Origin of the sequence: Microbulbifer sp. TYP-18, assembly GCF_040932045.1 — a bacterium.
In the GTDB taxonomy this organism is placed as follows: domain Bacteria; phylum Pseudomonadota; class Gammaproteobacteria; order Pseudomonadales; family Cellvibrionaceae; genus Microbulbifer.
This window is the reverse complement of sequence record NZ_JBFRBC010000007.1, coordinates 22,236-37,323: the sequence shown is the minus strand read 5'-3', so window position 1 is coordinate 37,323 and position 15,088 is coordinate 22,236. Positions and strand designations below refer to the sequence as shown.

Annotated in this window: 13 protein-coding genes; 9 read left to right on the top strand and 4 right to left on the bottom strand. The window is 58.9% G+C overall.

Annotated elements, in window-relative coordinates:
* Positions 1-240: 240 nt before the first annotated feature.
* The 5 genes from ABVT36_RS08260 to ABVT36_RS08240 all read left to right on the top strand — a co-directional run bounded on the left by ABVT36_RS08260 (position 241) and on the right by ABVT36_RS08240 (position 6,459).
* Complete coding sequence (locus tag ABVT36_RS08260; protein ID WP_368456129.1) at positions 241-2,931, top strand: family 20 glycosylhydrolase; 2,691 nt, start codon at positions 241-243, stop codon at positions 2,929-2,931.
* Positions 2,932-3,116: 185 nt separating this feature from the next.
* Positions 3,117-4,748: a GMC family oxidoreductase gene (locus tag ABVT36_RS08255; RefSeq protein ID WP_368456127.1), complete on the top strand. Its 1,632-nt coding sequence runs from the start codon at positions 3,117-3,119 to the stop codon at positions 4,746-4,748.
* Positions 4,745-5,551: a putative RNA methyltransferase gene (locus ABVT36_RS08250; protein ID WP_368456126.1), complete on the top strand. Its 807-nt coding sequence runs from the start codon at positions 4,745-4,747 to the stop codon at positions 5,549-5,551. The genes ABVT36_RS08255 and ABVT36_RS08250 overlap by 4 nt, the downstream gene beginning before the upstream one ends.
* Before the next feature lie 34 nt (positions 5,552-5,585).
* Complete coding sequence (tadA, locus tag ABVT36_RS08245; protein WP_367149492.1) at positions 5,586-6,014, top strand: tRNA adenosine(34) deaminase TadA; 429 nt, start codon at positions 5,586-5,588, stop codon at positions 6,012-6,014.
* Between the two features lies 1 nt (position 6,015).
* Positions 6,016-6,459 carry a potassium channel family protein gene (locus ABVT36_RS08240; RefSeq protein ID WP_367149476.1) on the top strand — a complete coding sequence of 148 codons (444 nt, stop codon included), beginning with the start codon at positions 6,016-6,018 and terminating at the stop codon, positions 6,457-6,459.
* Between the two features lie 43 nt (positions 6,460-6,502).
* On the opposite strand, the gene ABVT36_RS08235 is transcribed toward ABVT36_RS08240, so the two are convergent.
* Together ABVT36_RS08235 and ABVT36_RS08230 are read right to left on the bottom strand one after the other, a co-directional pair.
* A complete protein-coding gene (locus tag ABVT36_RS08235; RefSeq protein ID WP_368456125.1) occupies positions 6,503-7,048 on the bottom strand; it encodes a hypothetical protein in 546 nt (181 codons plus the stop codon).
* Positions 7,049-7,187: 139 nt separating this feature from the next.
* The gene (locus ABVT36_RS08230) at positions 7,188-7,643 is read right to left on the bottom strand and encodes a helix-turn-helix domain-containing protein (RefSeq protein ID WP_368456124.1); all 456 of its coding nucleotides are present in this window, start codon (positions 7,641-7,643) and stop codon (positions 7,188-7,190) included.
* Between the two features lie 76 nt (positions 7,644-7,719).
* Between ABVT36_RS08230 and ABVT36_RS08225 the strand changes: the two genes are divergently transcribed.
* Together ABVT36_RS08225 and ABVT36_RS08220 are read left to right on the top strand one after the other, a co-directional pair.
* Positions 7,720-9,177 carry an MFS transporter gene (locus tag ABVT36_RS08225; RefSeq protein ID WP_368456123.1) on the top strand — a complete coding sequence of 486 codons (1,458 nt, stop codon included), beginning with the start codon at positions 7,720-7,722 and terminating at the stop codon, positions 9,175-9,177.
* A 284-nt stretch (positions 9,178-9,461) separates the two neighbouring features.
* The gene (locus ABVT36_RS08220; RefSeq protein ID WP_368456121.1) at positions 9,462-9,977 is read left to right on the top strand and encodes a hypothetical protein; all 516 of its coding nucleotides are present in this window, start codon (positions 9,462-9,464) and stop codon (positions 9,975-9,977) included.
* Between the two features lie 386 nt (positions 9,978-10,363).
* Here ABVT36_RS08220 and acnB read toward each other — a convergent pair whose 3' ends face one another.
* On the bottom strand, positions 10,364-12,979 hold the full coding sequence (gene acnB / locus ABVT36_RS08215) for a bifunctional aconitate hydratase 2/2-methylisocitrate dehydratase (RefSeq protein WP_368456120.1): 2,616 nt from the start codon (positions 12,977-12,979) through the stop codon (positions 10,364-10,366).
* 48 nt (positions 12,980-13,027) lie between these two features.
* Here acnB and ABVT36_RS08210 point away from each other — a divergent pair, with 48 nt between their 5' ends.
* Together ABVT36_RS08210 and ABVT36_RS08205 are read left to right on the top strand one after the other, a co-directional pair.
* Entirely contained in the window at positions 13,028-13,216 is a 189-nt protein-coding gene (locus ABVT36_RS08210; protein ID WP_368456119.1) for a hypothetical protein, read from the top strand.
* Between the two features lie 45 nt (positions 13,217-13,261).
* On the top strand, positions 13,262-13,711 hold the full coding sequence (locus ABVT36_RS08205) for a DUF1289 domain-containing protein (RefSeq protein WP_368456118.1): 450 nt from the start codon (positions 13,262-13,264) through the stop codon (positions 13,709-13,711).
* Between the two features lie 59 nt (positions 13,712-13,770).
* On the opposite strand, the gene ABVT36_RS08200 is transcribed toward ABVT36_RS08205, so the two are convergent.
* Entirely contained in the window at positions 13,771-14,697 is a 927-nt protein-coding gene (locus ABVT36_RS08200; RefSeq protein WP_368456117.1) for a hypothetical protein, read from the bottom strand.
* Between the last annotated feature and the right edge of the window lie 391 nt (positions 14,698-15,088).

Sequence of the window (15,088 nt, the reverse complement as noted above, 5' to 3'; positions counted from 1 at the left end):
GAGAGCAGGGTTAAGTTGCCGGCACCTGTTACAGCCGATTTTGGGAAGATGGGTTGCAGCCAATCAACCCAGGGTTGTTGAAGACCTGATGTGGCAGATTATTCATCTTTGCCATTCATGCCTGTTTGCAGGGGGTCCTGGGAATAGAGGTCCATCCATCCGGAAGCCTGGATTGACAGCGTTGTCTTTTGCGTTATCGTGGTGCCACAAAGCCCTCACAAAACCAATAAGAGCCATGCCATGACCCGTACCCTGCTCGTTGCCACCCTGGTCCTCGGTATCGTCACCGCCTGCACCGATTCCTCCCCACCCGACCGGTCAAGTGGCGTTTCAGCCCCACAGCGGATAGCACAGAATTTTGCTGTGACTCTGGAAGTGCTCACCAATTTCCAGGGTGTAGATGGAGACCTGCGCGATGACTGCAAGCGTGCCGGTGGCGGCGGTGCCATTTGTTCCACTTATCGCATCTCACTGATCAACAATGGGCCGGCCATCAATGCCCGGGAGCGGGACTGGAGCCTGTATTTCCACAGTATTCGCCGCACCTTCAAGCTGCGGAATCGCTATGATTTTGAGTTGGAGCATGTCAAAGGCGACCTGCACCGTCTGACGCCCAACTCGGATTTCACCGGTATTGGGCCCGGTGCGACGGTTGAGTTTGATCTATTGGCGGAAAACTGGATGCAGTTCGAGTCGGACTTTATGCCGCGGCTGTTTGTCGTGGATGCGGCGGGCGAGGCACACATCATCGAATCCACCGACAGTGACAGTGTTGCCGGTTTGGTAAAACCGGTCACCCACAACCATCCGGACAACTGGAAGCGCACTGCGGAGGACAAGAATACCCTGGCCACCGCGGCCAGCCGCTACGCAGCTTATTCCGCCGCGGGTGACCAAGAGCGCTGGTCGACACGCATTATTCCCAAACCCCTGCGCACCCGCGAACTGGGAGGGGCGGTGACACTGACCCAGGGTGTGGAGATAGTGGAGATAAAGGGAGCGTCACTACAGCCGGGTAGTCTGGCGGCGGTGCAGAGGCGGCTGGCGCAACTGGATCTGGCCCCCGGCGGCGATGGCGCCTACCCAGTGGTTGTGTCGCTGGAAAAGGACAGCCTCGAAAACCCGGTCGCCGGTGCTTATAGGCTGCGGGTTGGAGAGAGGGGTGCTGAGGTGATAGGCGGCGACCAGGCCGGGGCCTTCTACGGCCTGCAGTCGCTACTGGCACTGCTGGATGCACGCACGCGGACTCTCCCACTGGTAGAGGTCGAGGATGCTCCGCGTTTTACACACCGGGGGCTGTTTGTGGATGTGGGCCGCAATTTCCACAGCAAGGGCCTGATCCTGAAGCTGCTGGACCAGATGGCCGCATACAAGCTGAATCGCTTTCATTTCCACCTGTCGGACGACGAAGGTTGGCGCCTGGAAATTCCCGGCTTACCGGAGCTGACCGAGGTGGGCGCCCGGCGCTGTTTCGATCTGAGCGAAAGCCGTTGCCTGTTGCCGCAACTGGGCTCGGGCCCCTACAGTGACAACAACGGCAGCGGCTATTTCTCGGTGGAGGACTATATCGAGATAGTGCGCTATGCCGCCGCCCGCCACATCCAGGTGATCCCCGAATTCGATATGCCAGCCCACGCGCGCGCGGCGGTGGTGGCTATGGAGGCCAGGTACCGGCGCCTGGAGAAGTCCGCACCGCAGCGAGCGGCGGAATACCGTCTGATAGACCCCCAAGATGATACCCGTTTCCTGTCGGTGCAATTTTACGACGACAGTTATATCAATCCCTGTATGGAATCCACCTATCGATTTGTGGGCAGGGTGATGCGCGAGGTACGGGCAATGCATCGCGCCGCGGGTCAGACCTTGTCCACCTGGCATTTTGGTGGCGACGAGGCCATCAATATTCTCGCCGGGGGGGCCTTTGAAGAGGCACCCGGCAGCCATCCGGAAAAAGGGGACGTCCCCGCTGAATTCCGCCGGCAGCCCTGGAGTGGTTCTCCTCAGTGCCAGCGTCTCATCGACAGTGGAGTGGTCGCTTCAGTGATTGAGCTGGGCGAATACTACGCAAGGCGCGCGAGCCTGCTGGTCGAGGATGCCGGTATTGCCACCATGGGAGCCTGGAACGACGGTGTAAAACGCATTGACGATGTGGCGTCACTGGCGACGGGAGAAAATTACGCGAATGCCTGGGCCCCCTTGTTTTCGGGCGGGGGCGATGAGAGTGTGCGACTGGCTGAAGCCGGGTTCGATGTGGTGCAGTCCCACGCGGACTTCCTCTATTTTGACATGCCCTACGAGGTGGACCCGCAGGAGAGCGGTTATTATTGGGCTTCCCGCTATATCGACACCCGCAAGGTTTTTAGCTACGCACCATTGAACACCGCCCAATTGGCAGAAATATCTACGGATCGCGATGGTGGGACCTGGGCTGCCGAAGCGCCTGCGGCGGAGTTTGCCGCGCGGGTGCGGGGTATCCAGGGCCAATTGTGGAGCGAGGTGGTGCGCACAGACCAGCAGGTGGAATATATGGTCTTCCCGCGGCTGCTGGCACTGGCGGAGCGCGCCTGGCACCGGGCCGACTGGGAGCTGCCGTTGATGGTGGGGCAGGCGTTTTCAGCTGGGACTGCAGCGGTGGATCGAGATGCTCTGCAGGCGGATTGGGATCAGTTTACCGCGGCTCTGGGACACAAGGAGTTGTTCAAACTGGATTTGGCCACGATCCGCTACCGCATTCCGGTGCCGGGCGCTGTGGCAGGAACCGACCGGTTGCACACGGCATTGCCCTATCCGGGGCTGCCACTGGAGTATTTTGACGGGGAGCACTGGCGGCCTTTCGTGGACTCCTCCGCAGCTGGCGCAGCGCTGGCGCTGCGGGCCCGCAGCGCCGACGGCCAAAGAGCGGGACGGGCTGTGGAACTGCGCCGGCACTGAAGCCCCTGCATGTAAAGTCGCGAAGTAGGGTCGCGGTTAGTGCAATACCGGGCTTCCACGGGTTTTGTTGGCTTTCCTGTTTGACAGAATAGGGATGGCGCTCATCTGCCAGTGGCATACCTTGAACGGGGCCCAGTGGCGAGTGTACTGTTGGAGTGGCAGCAACGAAAAAGAGCGGAGAAACCATGCCCCGTCAGCAGGTGTTTGATTATGTGATCGTCGGCGGTGGGTCCGCCGGCTGTGTACTGGCCAACCACCTGAGCGCGAACGAGCGCGATAGCGTATGCCTGCTGGAGGCAGGCCCTCCGGACCGAAGCCTGTTGATCCGGATGCCGGCAGGCATTGGCTACCTGGTTCCCGGGCAGCGCTACAATCTGCACCACTATACCCAGCCGCAAACCGAACTAAAGGGCCGGCGACTGTATTGGCCGAGGGGGCGCACCCTTGGCGGCAGCAGTTCCATCAACGCCATGGTGTATATGCGCGGCAATAGCGGCGACTATGACGCCTGGGAAGCCGCCGGCAATCCCGGTTGGGGTTGGTCCGGTATGCTGCCTTACTTTTTGTTGTCGGAGGGCAATGCAAGGGGTGGCGGTGCATTCCATAGCAGCTGCGGCCCACTGGCGGTGTCGGATCTAAAATGGACATCGGAGGCGGGCCGCGCTTTTTTGCGCGCGGCGCAATCCGCCGGCCACTCTCTGAACAACGACTTCAACGGCGACCGGCAACTGGGAGTGGGATTTTACCAGGTAACCCAGCGGCACGGCCGCCGCTGTTCCTCCGCCGGTGCCTACCTGCGTCCGGTAAGAAATCGCGTCAACCTAAAAGTCTCTACGAACAGCCAGGTGGCGAAGCTGCTGTTTCGCGGCGACAGGGTCTGCGGTGTGCAGTTGCTCAATGGGCGCAGGGTTCTCGCCCAGCGGGAGGTGCTGCTGTGTGCCGGTGCGATTCAGTCACCACAATTATTGCTGTTGTCGGGAATAGGCCCCGAAACTGAACTCAGGTCCCTGGGTATCGCCACCCAGGCCCATCTACCGGGTGTGGGCAAAAATCTGCAGGACCACCTGGATATCACCCAGGTGGTCGAGACCTCAGCGCCTATAGGTTTTTCTGAGTCGCTGGGCGCAAAGCTGAAGATGGCGCTGCACCTGCCGGAATTTTTGCTCGCGGGTACCGGGCCGCTCACCAACAATGTGGCAGAGGCGGGGGGCTTTGCCTGTTCCAGCAAGGCCGGCGTTTTCCCGGATGTGCAGTTTCACCTGTCGGCGGCGCCGCTGTTCGACCACGGTCGCAGGAAAACCAAAGGCTTCGGTTACTCGCTGCATACCTGTGCCCTGCGCCCCCACAGCCGCGGCGAGATAAAGCTGCAAAGTACCGACCCGCGGGCACAGCCGCTTATCCAACCCAATTACCTCAGTGCGGCGGAGGATCTGGCGGTGATGGCGGAGGGCTACGAGATGGCCGCCGCAATCCTGGAGCAGGAGGACCTTAAAAAATACCGGAAGCGCCTTTGGAGCCCCACCGAGCGGCTGCCGAACCGCTGCGAGATAGAGAATTTTATCCGTCAATATGCGGAGACCATTTACCACCCGGCGGGCACCTGCAAAATGGGCGGGGATGACATGGCGGTGGTGGATGCGGAGCTGAAGGTGCGCGGTGTGAATGGACTGCGGGTGGTGGATGCCTCCATAATGCCCACCCTCATCAGTGGCAACACCAACGCTCCGGTCATGGCGATCGCGGAGAAGGCCGCAGACATGATATTGCGACAGCAGAGGGTGGTGCCGGAGAGCCGGCTGGTTAAGGAAGCGGAATGATCTGGCAATGCCCCCACTGCCACTTGCCTTTATCTCCCGGCCGGCACAGCTGGCGTTGCGAAAACCTCCACAGCTTCGATGTCGCCCGCGAAGGCTACGTCAACCTGCTGCCGGTGCAGCAGAAGCGCAGCCGGGAACCGGGTGATGTGCCGGCTATGTTGCAGGCGCGCCGCCGTTTTCTGGAGGCCGGCCACTACCGGCCGTTGACTGAGGCCATCAACGCATTTTTACCCTATGTGGCCGGCCGGCAGTTACTGGACGTGGGGAGTGGAGAAGGTTATTACACGCGTCAGCTGCATATCGCCGGCTGGCCTCAGGACGCCCTGGCTGGTGTCGACATCGCCAAAGCCGGGGCGAGGTTGGCGGCCAAGGGGTTGCCCGGTGCCCAGTATGTGGTGGCCAGCAGTCGTGAACTGCCACTGGCAGGGGACAGCGTCGATCACCTGCTCAGGATTTTCGCGCCGGCCGCAGCCGGCGAACTGCACCGGGTGGTCAACCCCGGCGGCAGTCTGTTGGATGTGGCGCCCGGTCCCGAGCACCTGTGGCCCCTGAAGCAGGCGCTCTATCCGCGCGCGCGGACACATGCGCCACCAAAACCGCTATCGGGATTCACGCCCATAATGGAAATGCGCTGCTGCTTTCCGTTTACTCTGCGCGGACGCGACGCTATCGGTGATTTTCTGGCGATGACGCCGTTTGCCTGGAAGGGCAGCGCCGAGGTGCGCCGGGAGCTGGAACTGAGAGAGAGCTTGCAACTGGAAGCGGATTTCGTAGTGCGCAAACTGGTCACGCAGAAGAAGTAGCAACAGCATGGCGACACCCAGAGATTATTCTTTTATGCAGCGGGCGCTGGAGCTGGCGGGGATGGCGGGCGAGCGCGGGGAGGTTCCGGTGGGCGCAGTTCTGGTGCGCAACGGCGAGATCATCGGTGAGGGCAGTAACTGCCCGATTGGCAGCTGTGATCCCAGTGCCCATGCCGAAGTCATTGCCCTGCGCAGCGCCGCCCGGTGCGAGGCCAACTACCGCTTGCCGCACTCCACCCTGTATGTGACCATCGAGCCCTGCACCATGTGTTTTGGGGCCATGGTACATGCACGTGTCCAGCGCCTCGTCTATGGTGCCAGTGAGCCCCGCGCCGGTGCAGTGGAGAGTCGCCTGAAGCTGGCGGCGGCGGATTTTTTCAACCACAGTATTCAAGTAGAGGGCGGCGTCATGGCTGAGGAAACAGCAGCCATGGTGCAGGAATTTTTCCGGAACAGGCGGTGAGATGTTGGTTGCATTATTGCTCAACTGCACATTGGTCGCAGCCGTGGTGGTTATTCACCACGAAGTGCTCAACTGGCTTTTTCGCCTGAGCCAGAAGCGGGCAATGCGCCGCAATGCAGCGATGCTGGTGGGCATATTTGGTGCTCTGTTAGCGCATATCGCCGAAATCGTGCTCTTCGGGCTCGGCTATTACTATATGGTCCGCTCCGAGCATTTCGAAACTCTGGAGGGCAATTTCGACGGATCACTGGTGGACTGCATTTATTTTTCGTTTACCACTTATACGTCTCTGGGTTTCGGCGATATCTGGCCCCTGGGCAACCTGCGCTTTACCACCGGCCTGGAGGCCCTGACCGGTCTGGTGATGATCACCTGGACAGCGTCTTTTATGTTTCTGAAGATGCAGCGCTACTGGCGGGATCAAACTATCGACGGCCAGTTCTGAGCATTTTTTCCATTCTACGGCTCTGGACTTGGGCGCGACTGGTTTACCCTGTGCCAAGGGCGGCTATGCACGCTTCCCGCAGTAACCAGATTCGGTCAAATTCAGCTTCGCCGTACCATTGTTTTATAAACATTTGATGATAGTTCACTTTGAAGGCGCCGATCTGGCACACTTCTATTTCTGTCTCCTGCAGAAATTCGAGTTCAACGGGGGCAGCGCTGAGGCCGGTAAGGTCGATCCTGTGGCCGCGATATTTCAGGTAGCAGTGGGCCTCGGGAATATACTCCAGCCCCGCGTTTGACAATATTTTTCCAACTCCCGGTGTATTCTTCTCGCACATTTGAAAGATGCCCAGATACAAAGCAACGGAGATGCCAATTTCCGCAGCCAGAGCTTTCACCAGCGCGTGCTTGGTGCTGCAGCTGCCGCGGTTTTCCCGCAGCACGCCGAGCCAGTCTGCCCGGTCTGTGGTGCGCCCATAGGGCAATTCCTGCACATACCGGCAAACGGCGGGAAAATCGGTGATCCCCAGGCGATTGAATGCCCGGCCCAGGTCGCCGGTGTTATGAAATTTATAGCTGGGTAACACTTGTATCTGCATATGGGGGTTTACTTGATATAGATAAGCTTCTAACGGTTTCGCGAACCCGGAGGCTGGGTGGCTGCATGGCATCCGGCCAGGCCGCTGCAGCGAAAGGATTCTTCACCGGCAGGGCATCGGCGACAACTCAATGGCGATCGGTTATTCGCGCCCTGGGTTTTCCTTTGCGCTCTTCCCTGTGTTGCAATCTCACGGCCTTCTTGATCAGGTTCTGAAACTTGGGGCACTCCAATTGATTTTCCTCGGGACAATTGGCCACATGTCTGAGGCCGTCGCGCATGGCTTTTAGGCGGCCGATGGTTTTATCCAGTTCGCCGGCCTTGTGCAGCAATCGCTCCCGGTCGATATCCGGCCTGTCCCCGTGAATAAACATGGTGCCTATCTCATCCAGGGAAAAACCGGCGTAGCGGGCCAGGGAGATTAGCGGGAGCTGCTGCAGCACACTGGCGGGAAATACCCGCGTGATGCCCCGCCGGCCGATGGATTTGATCAGGCCCTTTTCCTCATAGTAACGCAGCGTTGACGCCGGCAGCCCAGAAAGTTTCGATACTTCGCGGATATCAATGTCCTGTCGGTTTGCCATCCGTATTGACCTCAAGTCGACTTGAATTTGTATGCTAGCCTCTCCCATCACCCCTGGCAAGGCGAGTTCACAATCGATGTTTGCAGTCAAAAAATATTTTAATTCGCGTTCGCGCAAGGACTGCGCAAACGTCTCCACAAGGGGAATTCTTGCGGTTTTGTGCCTGGCGACCACCGTCAACGCGCTGGCGGTCAGCAGTGTCAATATCGTGCTGCCCGCACTGATCCAGGATCTCGACACAACCTATGGCCGGGCCCAATGGACCATTATTTCCTTTGTGACCTTTCTCACCGCAACCCTGGCGGTCGCCGGGCGGGTGAGCGACAGGACTGGGCGTACAAATATTTTTGTTGTCGGAGTGGTCATCTTCACCCTGTCCGCACTTTGCTGTGGAATTTCCACGCATATCTGGATGCTGGTATTTTTCCGCGCCCTGCAGGGCATGGGTGCGGCGATGTTTGTGGCCGTCGCCATGGCAATCGCCAGCGATATTTTTCCCAAGTCCCGCGCGGGTACGGCTATCGGCTTGCTCAGCAGTGCCTCGGCTGTCGGCACCGGCACCGGGCCGGTGCTGGGTGGGCTGTTGCTGGAGGTGTTCAGTTGGCAGTCGGTCTTCCTGGTGCAGGCTTCAATAGGGATGCTCATCTTTCTGCTGGCGAAAAGGGTTCTGCCCGATGATGCGGGTGCCCGTGGTACGGCTATTGTCCGGCCGCAGCTGGAGATGCCGATTTTTATCGGCGTTTTTTCCGCAGTGCTTTTCTACACCCTGTCCATTAAACCACTCAACAGCAATTATGGCGTGGTCAATGTGATTGCCGCAGTCCTGTCCGGTGTGGCGCTGTTGAGCCTGCTGGTGTTGAAGCAGCGGCTATCGCGTACATTTTCTCCAGTGAACGCCAGCCAGCGGGACTATTCCCTCTGGGGCAATTTGGCCGGGAATCTGCTGGTAGGTGCAGCGGTGATGAGTTCACAGGTAGTGGCACCCTTTTATCTGACCATGGCTCTGGGACTGGATTTTTCCCGGACCGGTTTGGTGATGTCGGCGGGATCCTTCTCCGTGGCCATCTTCGCCCATGTGGCGGGGCGGCTGGTGGATCGTTTCAGGTCCAGGTTGGCCATACTTGTCGGTCTGGGCCTGATGGTGTCCGGGGCCTTGGGAATGATCTATCTGGAACTGGAGGACGGTGTACCCGGTTACCTGCTGTATGCGACCGTCACGGCGGCGGGTTACGGCACTTATTTGTCTTCGAACAATGCCTTCACAATGCACGACGCCGGTGCGGAGCAGCGGGGCAATATTTCCGGCCTGCTGAATTTGTCCAGAAATCTGGGTCTGCTCACGGGTGTTTCCATCATGGGTGTGGTGTTTGCGGTGGCCTCGGGGCTGTCTCGGGTGGAAAAGGTGGACCCGGCTCCGGTGATGACGGGACTGAATCAGGTTTATGTGCTGGCACTGTTGCTATTGGTCCTGGCGGTGGCGATTCGGGCATTGGTGGCAGTATTCGGCCGTGACACTCACGGTTCAATTCAATAGATGGTCCTCTATCTATTGGGTAGTCTCCACCAAAAATCCGCACTGTTGCCGATAGTGAATTTTTGGATTGCCAGGAAAAAATTTACCTTATTGGATTTGACTTAAAGTCGGCTTCAATTCGTATCCTGCTTCTATACAAAGGTAATACCACAGGCTGCTGTCCCCAACAGTATTGTCCGGACCGCAAATCCGGATTGAGAAAAATCTGGAGGCAGCACCCTGCCAGAGGCGAAGTTGTCTGCCCGGATTACTGTAACTTTTGTTTTAACCTGAGGAGAAAGATCATGACTGTAAATGCTCTGGATCAGTGTATCGCGGACTTGCGCAGCTACTGGACCGGTTTGAACTCGGACGCCATTAGCCGCTGCCGCACGGCTGTCGCCAGGCTGGCGGGCGCGGCCAGCACCGAGCCCTGGCTCGCCCAGTTGCACGAGAAGAAGCCAGCCGCGGAGGAGCTGTACCGGGATCCGGACCAGGGTTTTATTTTACTGGCCCATGTGGAATATCAGGGCCAGTATCGCAAACCACACAACCACGGTAACGGCTGGGTGTTCTATGGATTGCAGCACGGCGAAGTGCAAATGGCCACCTATGGCCAGTTTGGGAAGCCGGGTGGCGGGGAAAAGCTGGTCAGCCGCGGAGCCTATACCATGAGGGTGGGGGACTGCAGTGCATTTCTGCCCGGTGACATCCATGATACCCGCTGTCTGTCTGATTACATGCTGATGTTTCGCCTCACCAGTTGTGATTTTGCGGAAGAAAAGCGCGCTGGCAGGTTACAGCAGTTTGAACTGTCGTAAGGGGAGTGGCCGGCAACTGTTAACCTGGTAACTAAATGGGTTAATGCGGCACAAGGATGTGCCTCCGCCCGGAGGGGGCCTGTACAAGCTTGTTAGAAGCAACCGATTCCAGGTAATTGCGCAGGTTTTCAAGGGCGGCAATTCAATGGATGAGGGATCATCTATTGGATTGCCGGGCTGATAAAAGCCAAAGAGGTTGCACCGAATTGATCAGGGGTTCCCTAGCAGGTTGTTGAAAAAGGCATCCTGCCTGTTTCAACACACGAAAAGCGAAAAATGTGATTTTCACTTTTCTCCCAAAATCAACGACTTAGGCGTCGTTGATTTTGCCGGAACATCCATATTCCGGTACCAGGCGTCGAAATTCTTCGAATTTCAACAGCCTGCTAGACGCGCACCTCCTGAATCTCCGTTGCGGCGATTCGTTTGCCCTCTTCGGCTGACTTCTGGAACTCCTCGATCTGGTCGAAATTCATATAGCGGTAGATATCCGCCGCCATGGAGTTGATGTTTTTCGCATACTCCTGGTATTCCTCCGGCGTGGGCAGCCTGCCGAGGATGGCGCCTACCGAGGCCAGCTCCGCCGAAGTGAGGTACACATTGGCGCCGTCACCCAGGCGGTTGGGGAAGTTACGGGTCGAGGTGGACAGCACTGTGCTGTTTGGCGCGACGCGCGCCTGGTTGCCCATACACAGAGAGCAGCCCGGCATTTCGGTGCGTGCGCCGGCGCGACCGTAGATATTGTAATAACCCTCTTCCATCAGCTGGTGTTCGTCCATCTTGGTGGGTGGGGCTATCCACATGCGGGTAGGCAGTCCGCCTTTTACCTGCTCCAGCAGTTTGCCGGCAGCGCGGAAGTGGCCGATATTGGTCATACAGGAACCCAGGAAGACTTCGTCCACCTTGTCGCCGGCCACTTCGGACAGGGGGCGGGCGTCGTCCGGGTCGTTCGGCGCACAGACGATGGGCTCCTTGATTTCGGCCAGGTCGATGTCGATCACCGCGGTATACTCGACGTCGGCGTCGGCCTCCAGCAGTTCCGGTTTCTCCAACCAGGCTTCCATGGCGCGCGCCCGGCGCTCCAGGGTGCGCTTGGAACCATAGCCTTCGGCGATCATCCAGCGCAGCAGGGTGATATTGGATCGCAGGTATTCGGCAATGGTGTCCTCGGACAACTTGATGGTACAGCCGGCGGCGGAGCGCTCGGCGGAGGCGTCGGACAATTCGAATGCCTGTTCTACAGTCAGGTTCTCCAGGCCTTCGATTTCCAGGATGCGACCGGAGAAGACATTCTTCTTGCCCTTCTTCTCCACAGTCAGCAGACCCTGCTGGATCGCATAGTAGGGGATGGCGTGGACCAGGTCGCGCAGCGTGATGCCGGGTTGCATTTCACCCTTGAAACGCACCAGTACTGATTCCGGCATATCCAGCGGCATAACGCCGGTGGCGGCGGCAAAGGCCACCAGGCCGGAACCCGCCGGAAAGGAAATACCCATGGGGAAACGGGTGTGGGAGTCGCCACCGGTACCCACTGTATCGGGCAGCAGCATGCGGTTTAGCCAGCTGTGGATAATGCCGTCGGCCGGGCGCAGGGAGACACCACCGCGGTTCATAATGAAGTCCGGCAGTGTGTGCTGGGTGTCGATATCCACGGGCTTGGGATAGGCCGCGGTGTGGCAGAAGGACTGCATCACCAGATCGGCGGAGAAGCCGAGGCAGGCAAGATCCTTCAGCTCGTCGCGGGTCATGGGCCCGGTGGTATCCTGGGAGCCCACGGTGGTCATTTTCGGTTCACAATAGGTGCCCGGGCGTATGCCATCGACACCACAGGCCCTGCCGACCATTTTCTGTGCCAGGGTATAGCCTTTGCCGGTCTCCGTGGGCGGCTCCGGTTTGCGGAACAGCTCCGAGGGGGGCAGGCCGAGGGACTCCCGCGCCTTGGTGGTGAGACCGCGGCCAATGATCAGATTGATGCGGCCACCAGCCTGTACTTCGTCCAGCAGTACCTGGGATTTCAGCTCGAATTCAGACAGTATTCCACCGTCCTCCGCCAGTATCTTGCCCTCGTAGGGGCGGATCTCTATGACGTCGCCCATGTTCAGTGCATCCACCGGGGCCTCGAATACCAGAGCACCGGCATCTTCCATGGTGTTGTAGAAGATCGGCGCTATTTTCCCGCCGATACAAATGCCGCCGCCTTTCTTGTTGGGTACCCCGGGAATATCCTCGCCGAAATACCACAGCACCGAGTTGGTGGCGGACTTGCGCGAGGAGCCTGTGCCGACCACATCGCCCACAAAGGCGACCGGCAGACCCTTGGCCTGCACTTCCTCTATCTGTTTTAGCGGTCCGGTAACTCCCGGCTCCTCCGGCGTCAGGCCGTCGCGGGCCATCTTGTACATCGCCAGCGCATGCAGCGGGATATCCGGGCGCGACCATGCATCGGGGGCGGGGGAGAGGTCGTCGGTATTGGTTTCGCCGGTGACCTTGAATACCGCAACCTTGATGCTCTCGGGCACCTGGTTGCGCTTGGTGAACCACTCGGCATCCGCCCAGGACTGCATCACCGCCTTGGCGTTGGCGTTGCCGGCCCTGGCTTTCTCTTCCACATCGTGAAAGGCGTCGAACATCAGCAGCGTGTCTTTTAACTGCTCCGCGGCCAGTTCGCTCAGACTACTGTCGTCCAGCAGCTCCACCAGGGTGGTGATGTTGTAGCCACCGAGCATCTGGCCCAGCAACCGGGTGGCATGTTCGCGGTCGATCAGGGGGCAGCTTTCTTCGCCCTTGGCGATGGCGGAGAGAAAACCGGCCTTGACGTAGGCGGCCTCGTCCACCCCCGGTGGCACCCGGTGGGTGAGGAGTTCCACCAGCTCCTGTTCTTCGCCTGCGGGTGGGGCCTTTAACAGCTCCACCAGCCCGGCCACTTGTTCTGCATTCAGAGGTTTGGGCGGAATACCCTGTTCGGCGCGTTCAGCGACCTGTTTGCGATAGGCTTCAAGCACGGATAAGTCCCTCTTAGTGGTTCGGTGACACCGACAGCTGGCGAAAGTATGGCTGGCTATGCCGGCCCGGGGTTTCCAGTGGTGACCGCTGGATGTGGGCCGGGAATTCTACAGGAAAGCACTATTCCTGTTAAGTTTATTGAAAAATCAATAACTTACGCCAATTTTCGCTATTTATACGGTGAATTTTACCGAAGCCTGGGCAGCGGCCTTTTCTTCCAGCCGGAAACCAAATAGTCTGGCCGCGCACAGACTCAGACCAAATGGCGTGACCAAAGCCCGATGTATAAAAAAGTTCGCACTCCCTGCATTGGTGTTTGCTCCACCGGTATCGGCGATGATGTCTGCCGGGGTTGCAAGCGCTTCGCCCACGAAGTGATTGACTGGAATAGCTACAGCGAAGAGCAGCGCCGCGTCATCGCGCAGCGCCGCGAGACCTATCTGGCCAGTGCGGTGCGCAATCAGCTGGAGATTGTGGATCGGGCGCTGCTGCTGCGCCAATTGAAGCACCAGCAGATTCGTTTCGACGAAACCCTGCACCCCTACTGCTGGGTGTTCGAGTTGTTGCGGGCCGGCGCCAGCCAGATCGGGGATCCGGCGGAGTTCGGCCTGAGACTGACTGGGCAGGCCAGAGGCGTTTCCCTGGTGGAATTGCGACGCCGTATCGATGAGGAATTTTACGCGCTGTCGGTGGCTTACTACCGCCGTTTTGTGGCGCCCGGTTTGCGCTGAGCCAAACGAGGGTAAATCCCCTGCGGTAGTGGAGTCAGTGGGCGAATGCCGCCTCAGTCTCAGTGGGTTTGCCGCAGGAATACCCTCAGTGCCGGCAGAAAAGGCTCCCGCCCCAAGGCCAGGTCCCGCCGCTGCCGGCGCTGCCCGGCGCTGGGCTGGTGGTCCACCCGGGTGAAGTCCGGCAGGTTGCCAGCGTCGTCGCCGAGCACCAGTACCGGCATGGCCCCATAGCCAACCTGCCGGTAGTCGTCCCCACTTTTCGTACGAAAAATTTCCGCCACCTGCAGGTTGGGGCGGCTTTGAACCTGTACCTGGCGCAGATCCTGGTGCTGGGAGTGCTGCATCTCCCCCAGCAGCTGCAACTGGTACTGAATGCCGGCGTCCGCGCCAGTGGGGTCCAGCTGTATCAGTTTCTTTTCACACCACTGCGGAGAAACCTTGCGGATCGACTTGCGCGCCTTGACCCAGCTGAGGGCAATGGCATGGGGCCGGCGGGGACACACCAGAACCTGTCGATAACACTGGCGCAAGTGGGCGCGGGGGTAGCCAGCCGCCACAAGCAGATCGCGCAACAGGCGGTCCCGCTCCGGTGACGGCAAATGGCCCAGCGCGCGCCGGTAGTCCGCAACCGCCCCGGCAAAAGCCTCTTTGTCCCGGTTCAACTGAGTGGCTTTGCGGATGGTGCCGGCGGGCACCGCCAGCAAACCGGGAATCTGCAGTGTGACACGGGCATCGCCGGCCTCCCCGAATTGGCCACTGTGGTCCAGCTGTGCGAACAGGGCCCCGGCCAGGGCGAAAGGCGCAGCAAAGGTGACGTCGAGCCGATTCGCTGCCTCCACCGCAAAAGGCGGCTCAAGCAGGTAGGACTGCCAGGGCTTGGGTGACTCCTGCAGATTCTCCATGGCCTTTCGCAGCACGGCAGCACTGCGGTGGAGCTCTTCCAGGCGAGCGCTGACCTGTGCAGCCAGCCGGTGGGTTGTGCGCATGGTGTTATCCGGCGATGTCCACATTGAAATAGCATTTGTTCAGCAATCACATCGGTGATCCCCGGTGGATTGCCGCCCTAGGAGGTTGTTGAAAAAGGCATCCTGCCTATTTCAAAACGCGAAAAGCGAAAAATGTGATTTTCACTTTTCTAACAAAATCAACGACTTAGGCGTCGTCGATTTTGCCGAAACATCCATATTCCGGTACCAGGCGTCGAAATTCTGCGAATTTCAACAGCCTGTTAGAAACCTGGGTGATCATTCGAACTCCTGAACTCTCAATGGCCTGCATCGGTTTTCCGCCTGCAGGCTGCGAATCCTTGCGTGGCGTCTATCTCGCAGTCTATTTGGCTTCCAAAATAATAATACACTTATTAAGCCGTTATCAGCT

Bases quoted from the DNA above. Each gene is read 5' to 3' on its own strand.
- tadA (WP_367149492.1), top strand. From the start codon at position 5,586: ATGCAGCGGGCGCTGGAGCTGGCGGGGATGGCGGGCGAGCGCGGGGAG.
- ABVT36_RS08230 (WP_368456124.1), bottom strand. From the start codon at position 7,643: ATGGCAAACCGACAGGACATTGATATCCGCGAAGTATCGAAACTTTCT.
- ABVT36_RS08225 (WP_368456123.1), top strand. From the start codon at position 7,720: ATGTTTGCAGTCAAAAAATATTTTAATTCGCGTTCGCGCAAGGACTGC.
- ABVT36_RS08205 (WP_368456118.1), top strand. From the start codon at position 13,262: ATGTATAAAAAAGTTCGCACTCCCTGCATTGGTGTTTGCTCCACCGGT.
- ABVT36_RS08220 (WP_368456121.1), top strand. From the start codon at position 9,462: ATGACTGTAAATGCTCTGGATCAGTGTATCGCGGACTTGCGCAGCTAC.
- ABVT36_RS08210 (WP_368456119.1), top strand. From the start codon at position 13,028: ATGGCTGGCTATGCCGGCCCGGGGTTTCCAGTGGTGACCGCTGGATGT.
- ABVT36_RS08240 (WP_367149476.1), top strand. From the start codon at position 6,016: ATGTTGGTTGCATTATTGCTCAACTGCACATTGGTCGCAGCCGTGGTG.
- ABVT36_RS08260 (WP_368456129.1), top strand. From the start codon at position 241: ATGACCCGTACCCTGCTCGTTGCCACCCTGGTCCTCGGTATCGTCACC.
- ABVT36_RS08200 (WP_368456117.1), bottom strand. From the start codon at position 14,697: ATGCGCACAACCCACCGGCTGGCTGCACAGGTCAGCGCTCGCCTGGAA.
- ABVT36_RS08250 (WP_368456126.1), top strand. From the start codon at position 4,745: ATGATCTGGCAATGCCCCCACTGCCACTTGCCTTTATCTCCCGGCCGG.
- ABVT36_RS08255 (WP_368456127.1), top strand. From the start codon at position 3,117: ATGCCCCGTCAGCAGGTGTTTGATTATGTGATCGTCGGCGGTGGGTCC.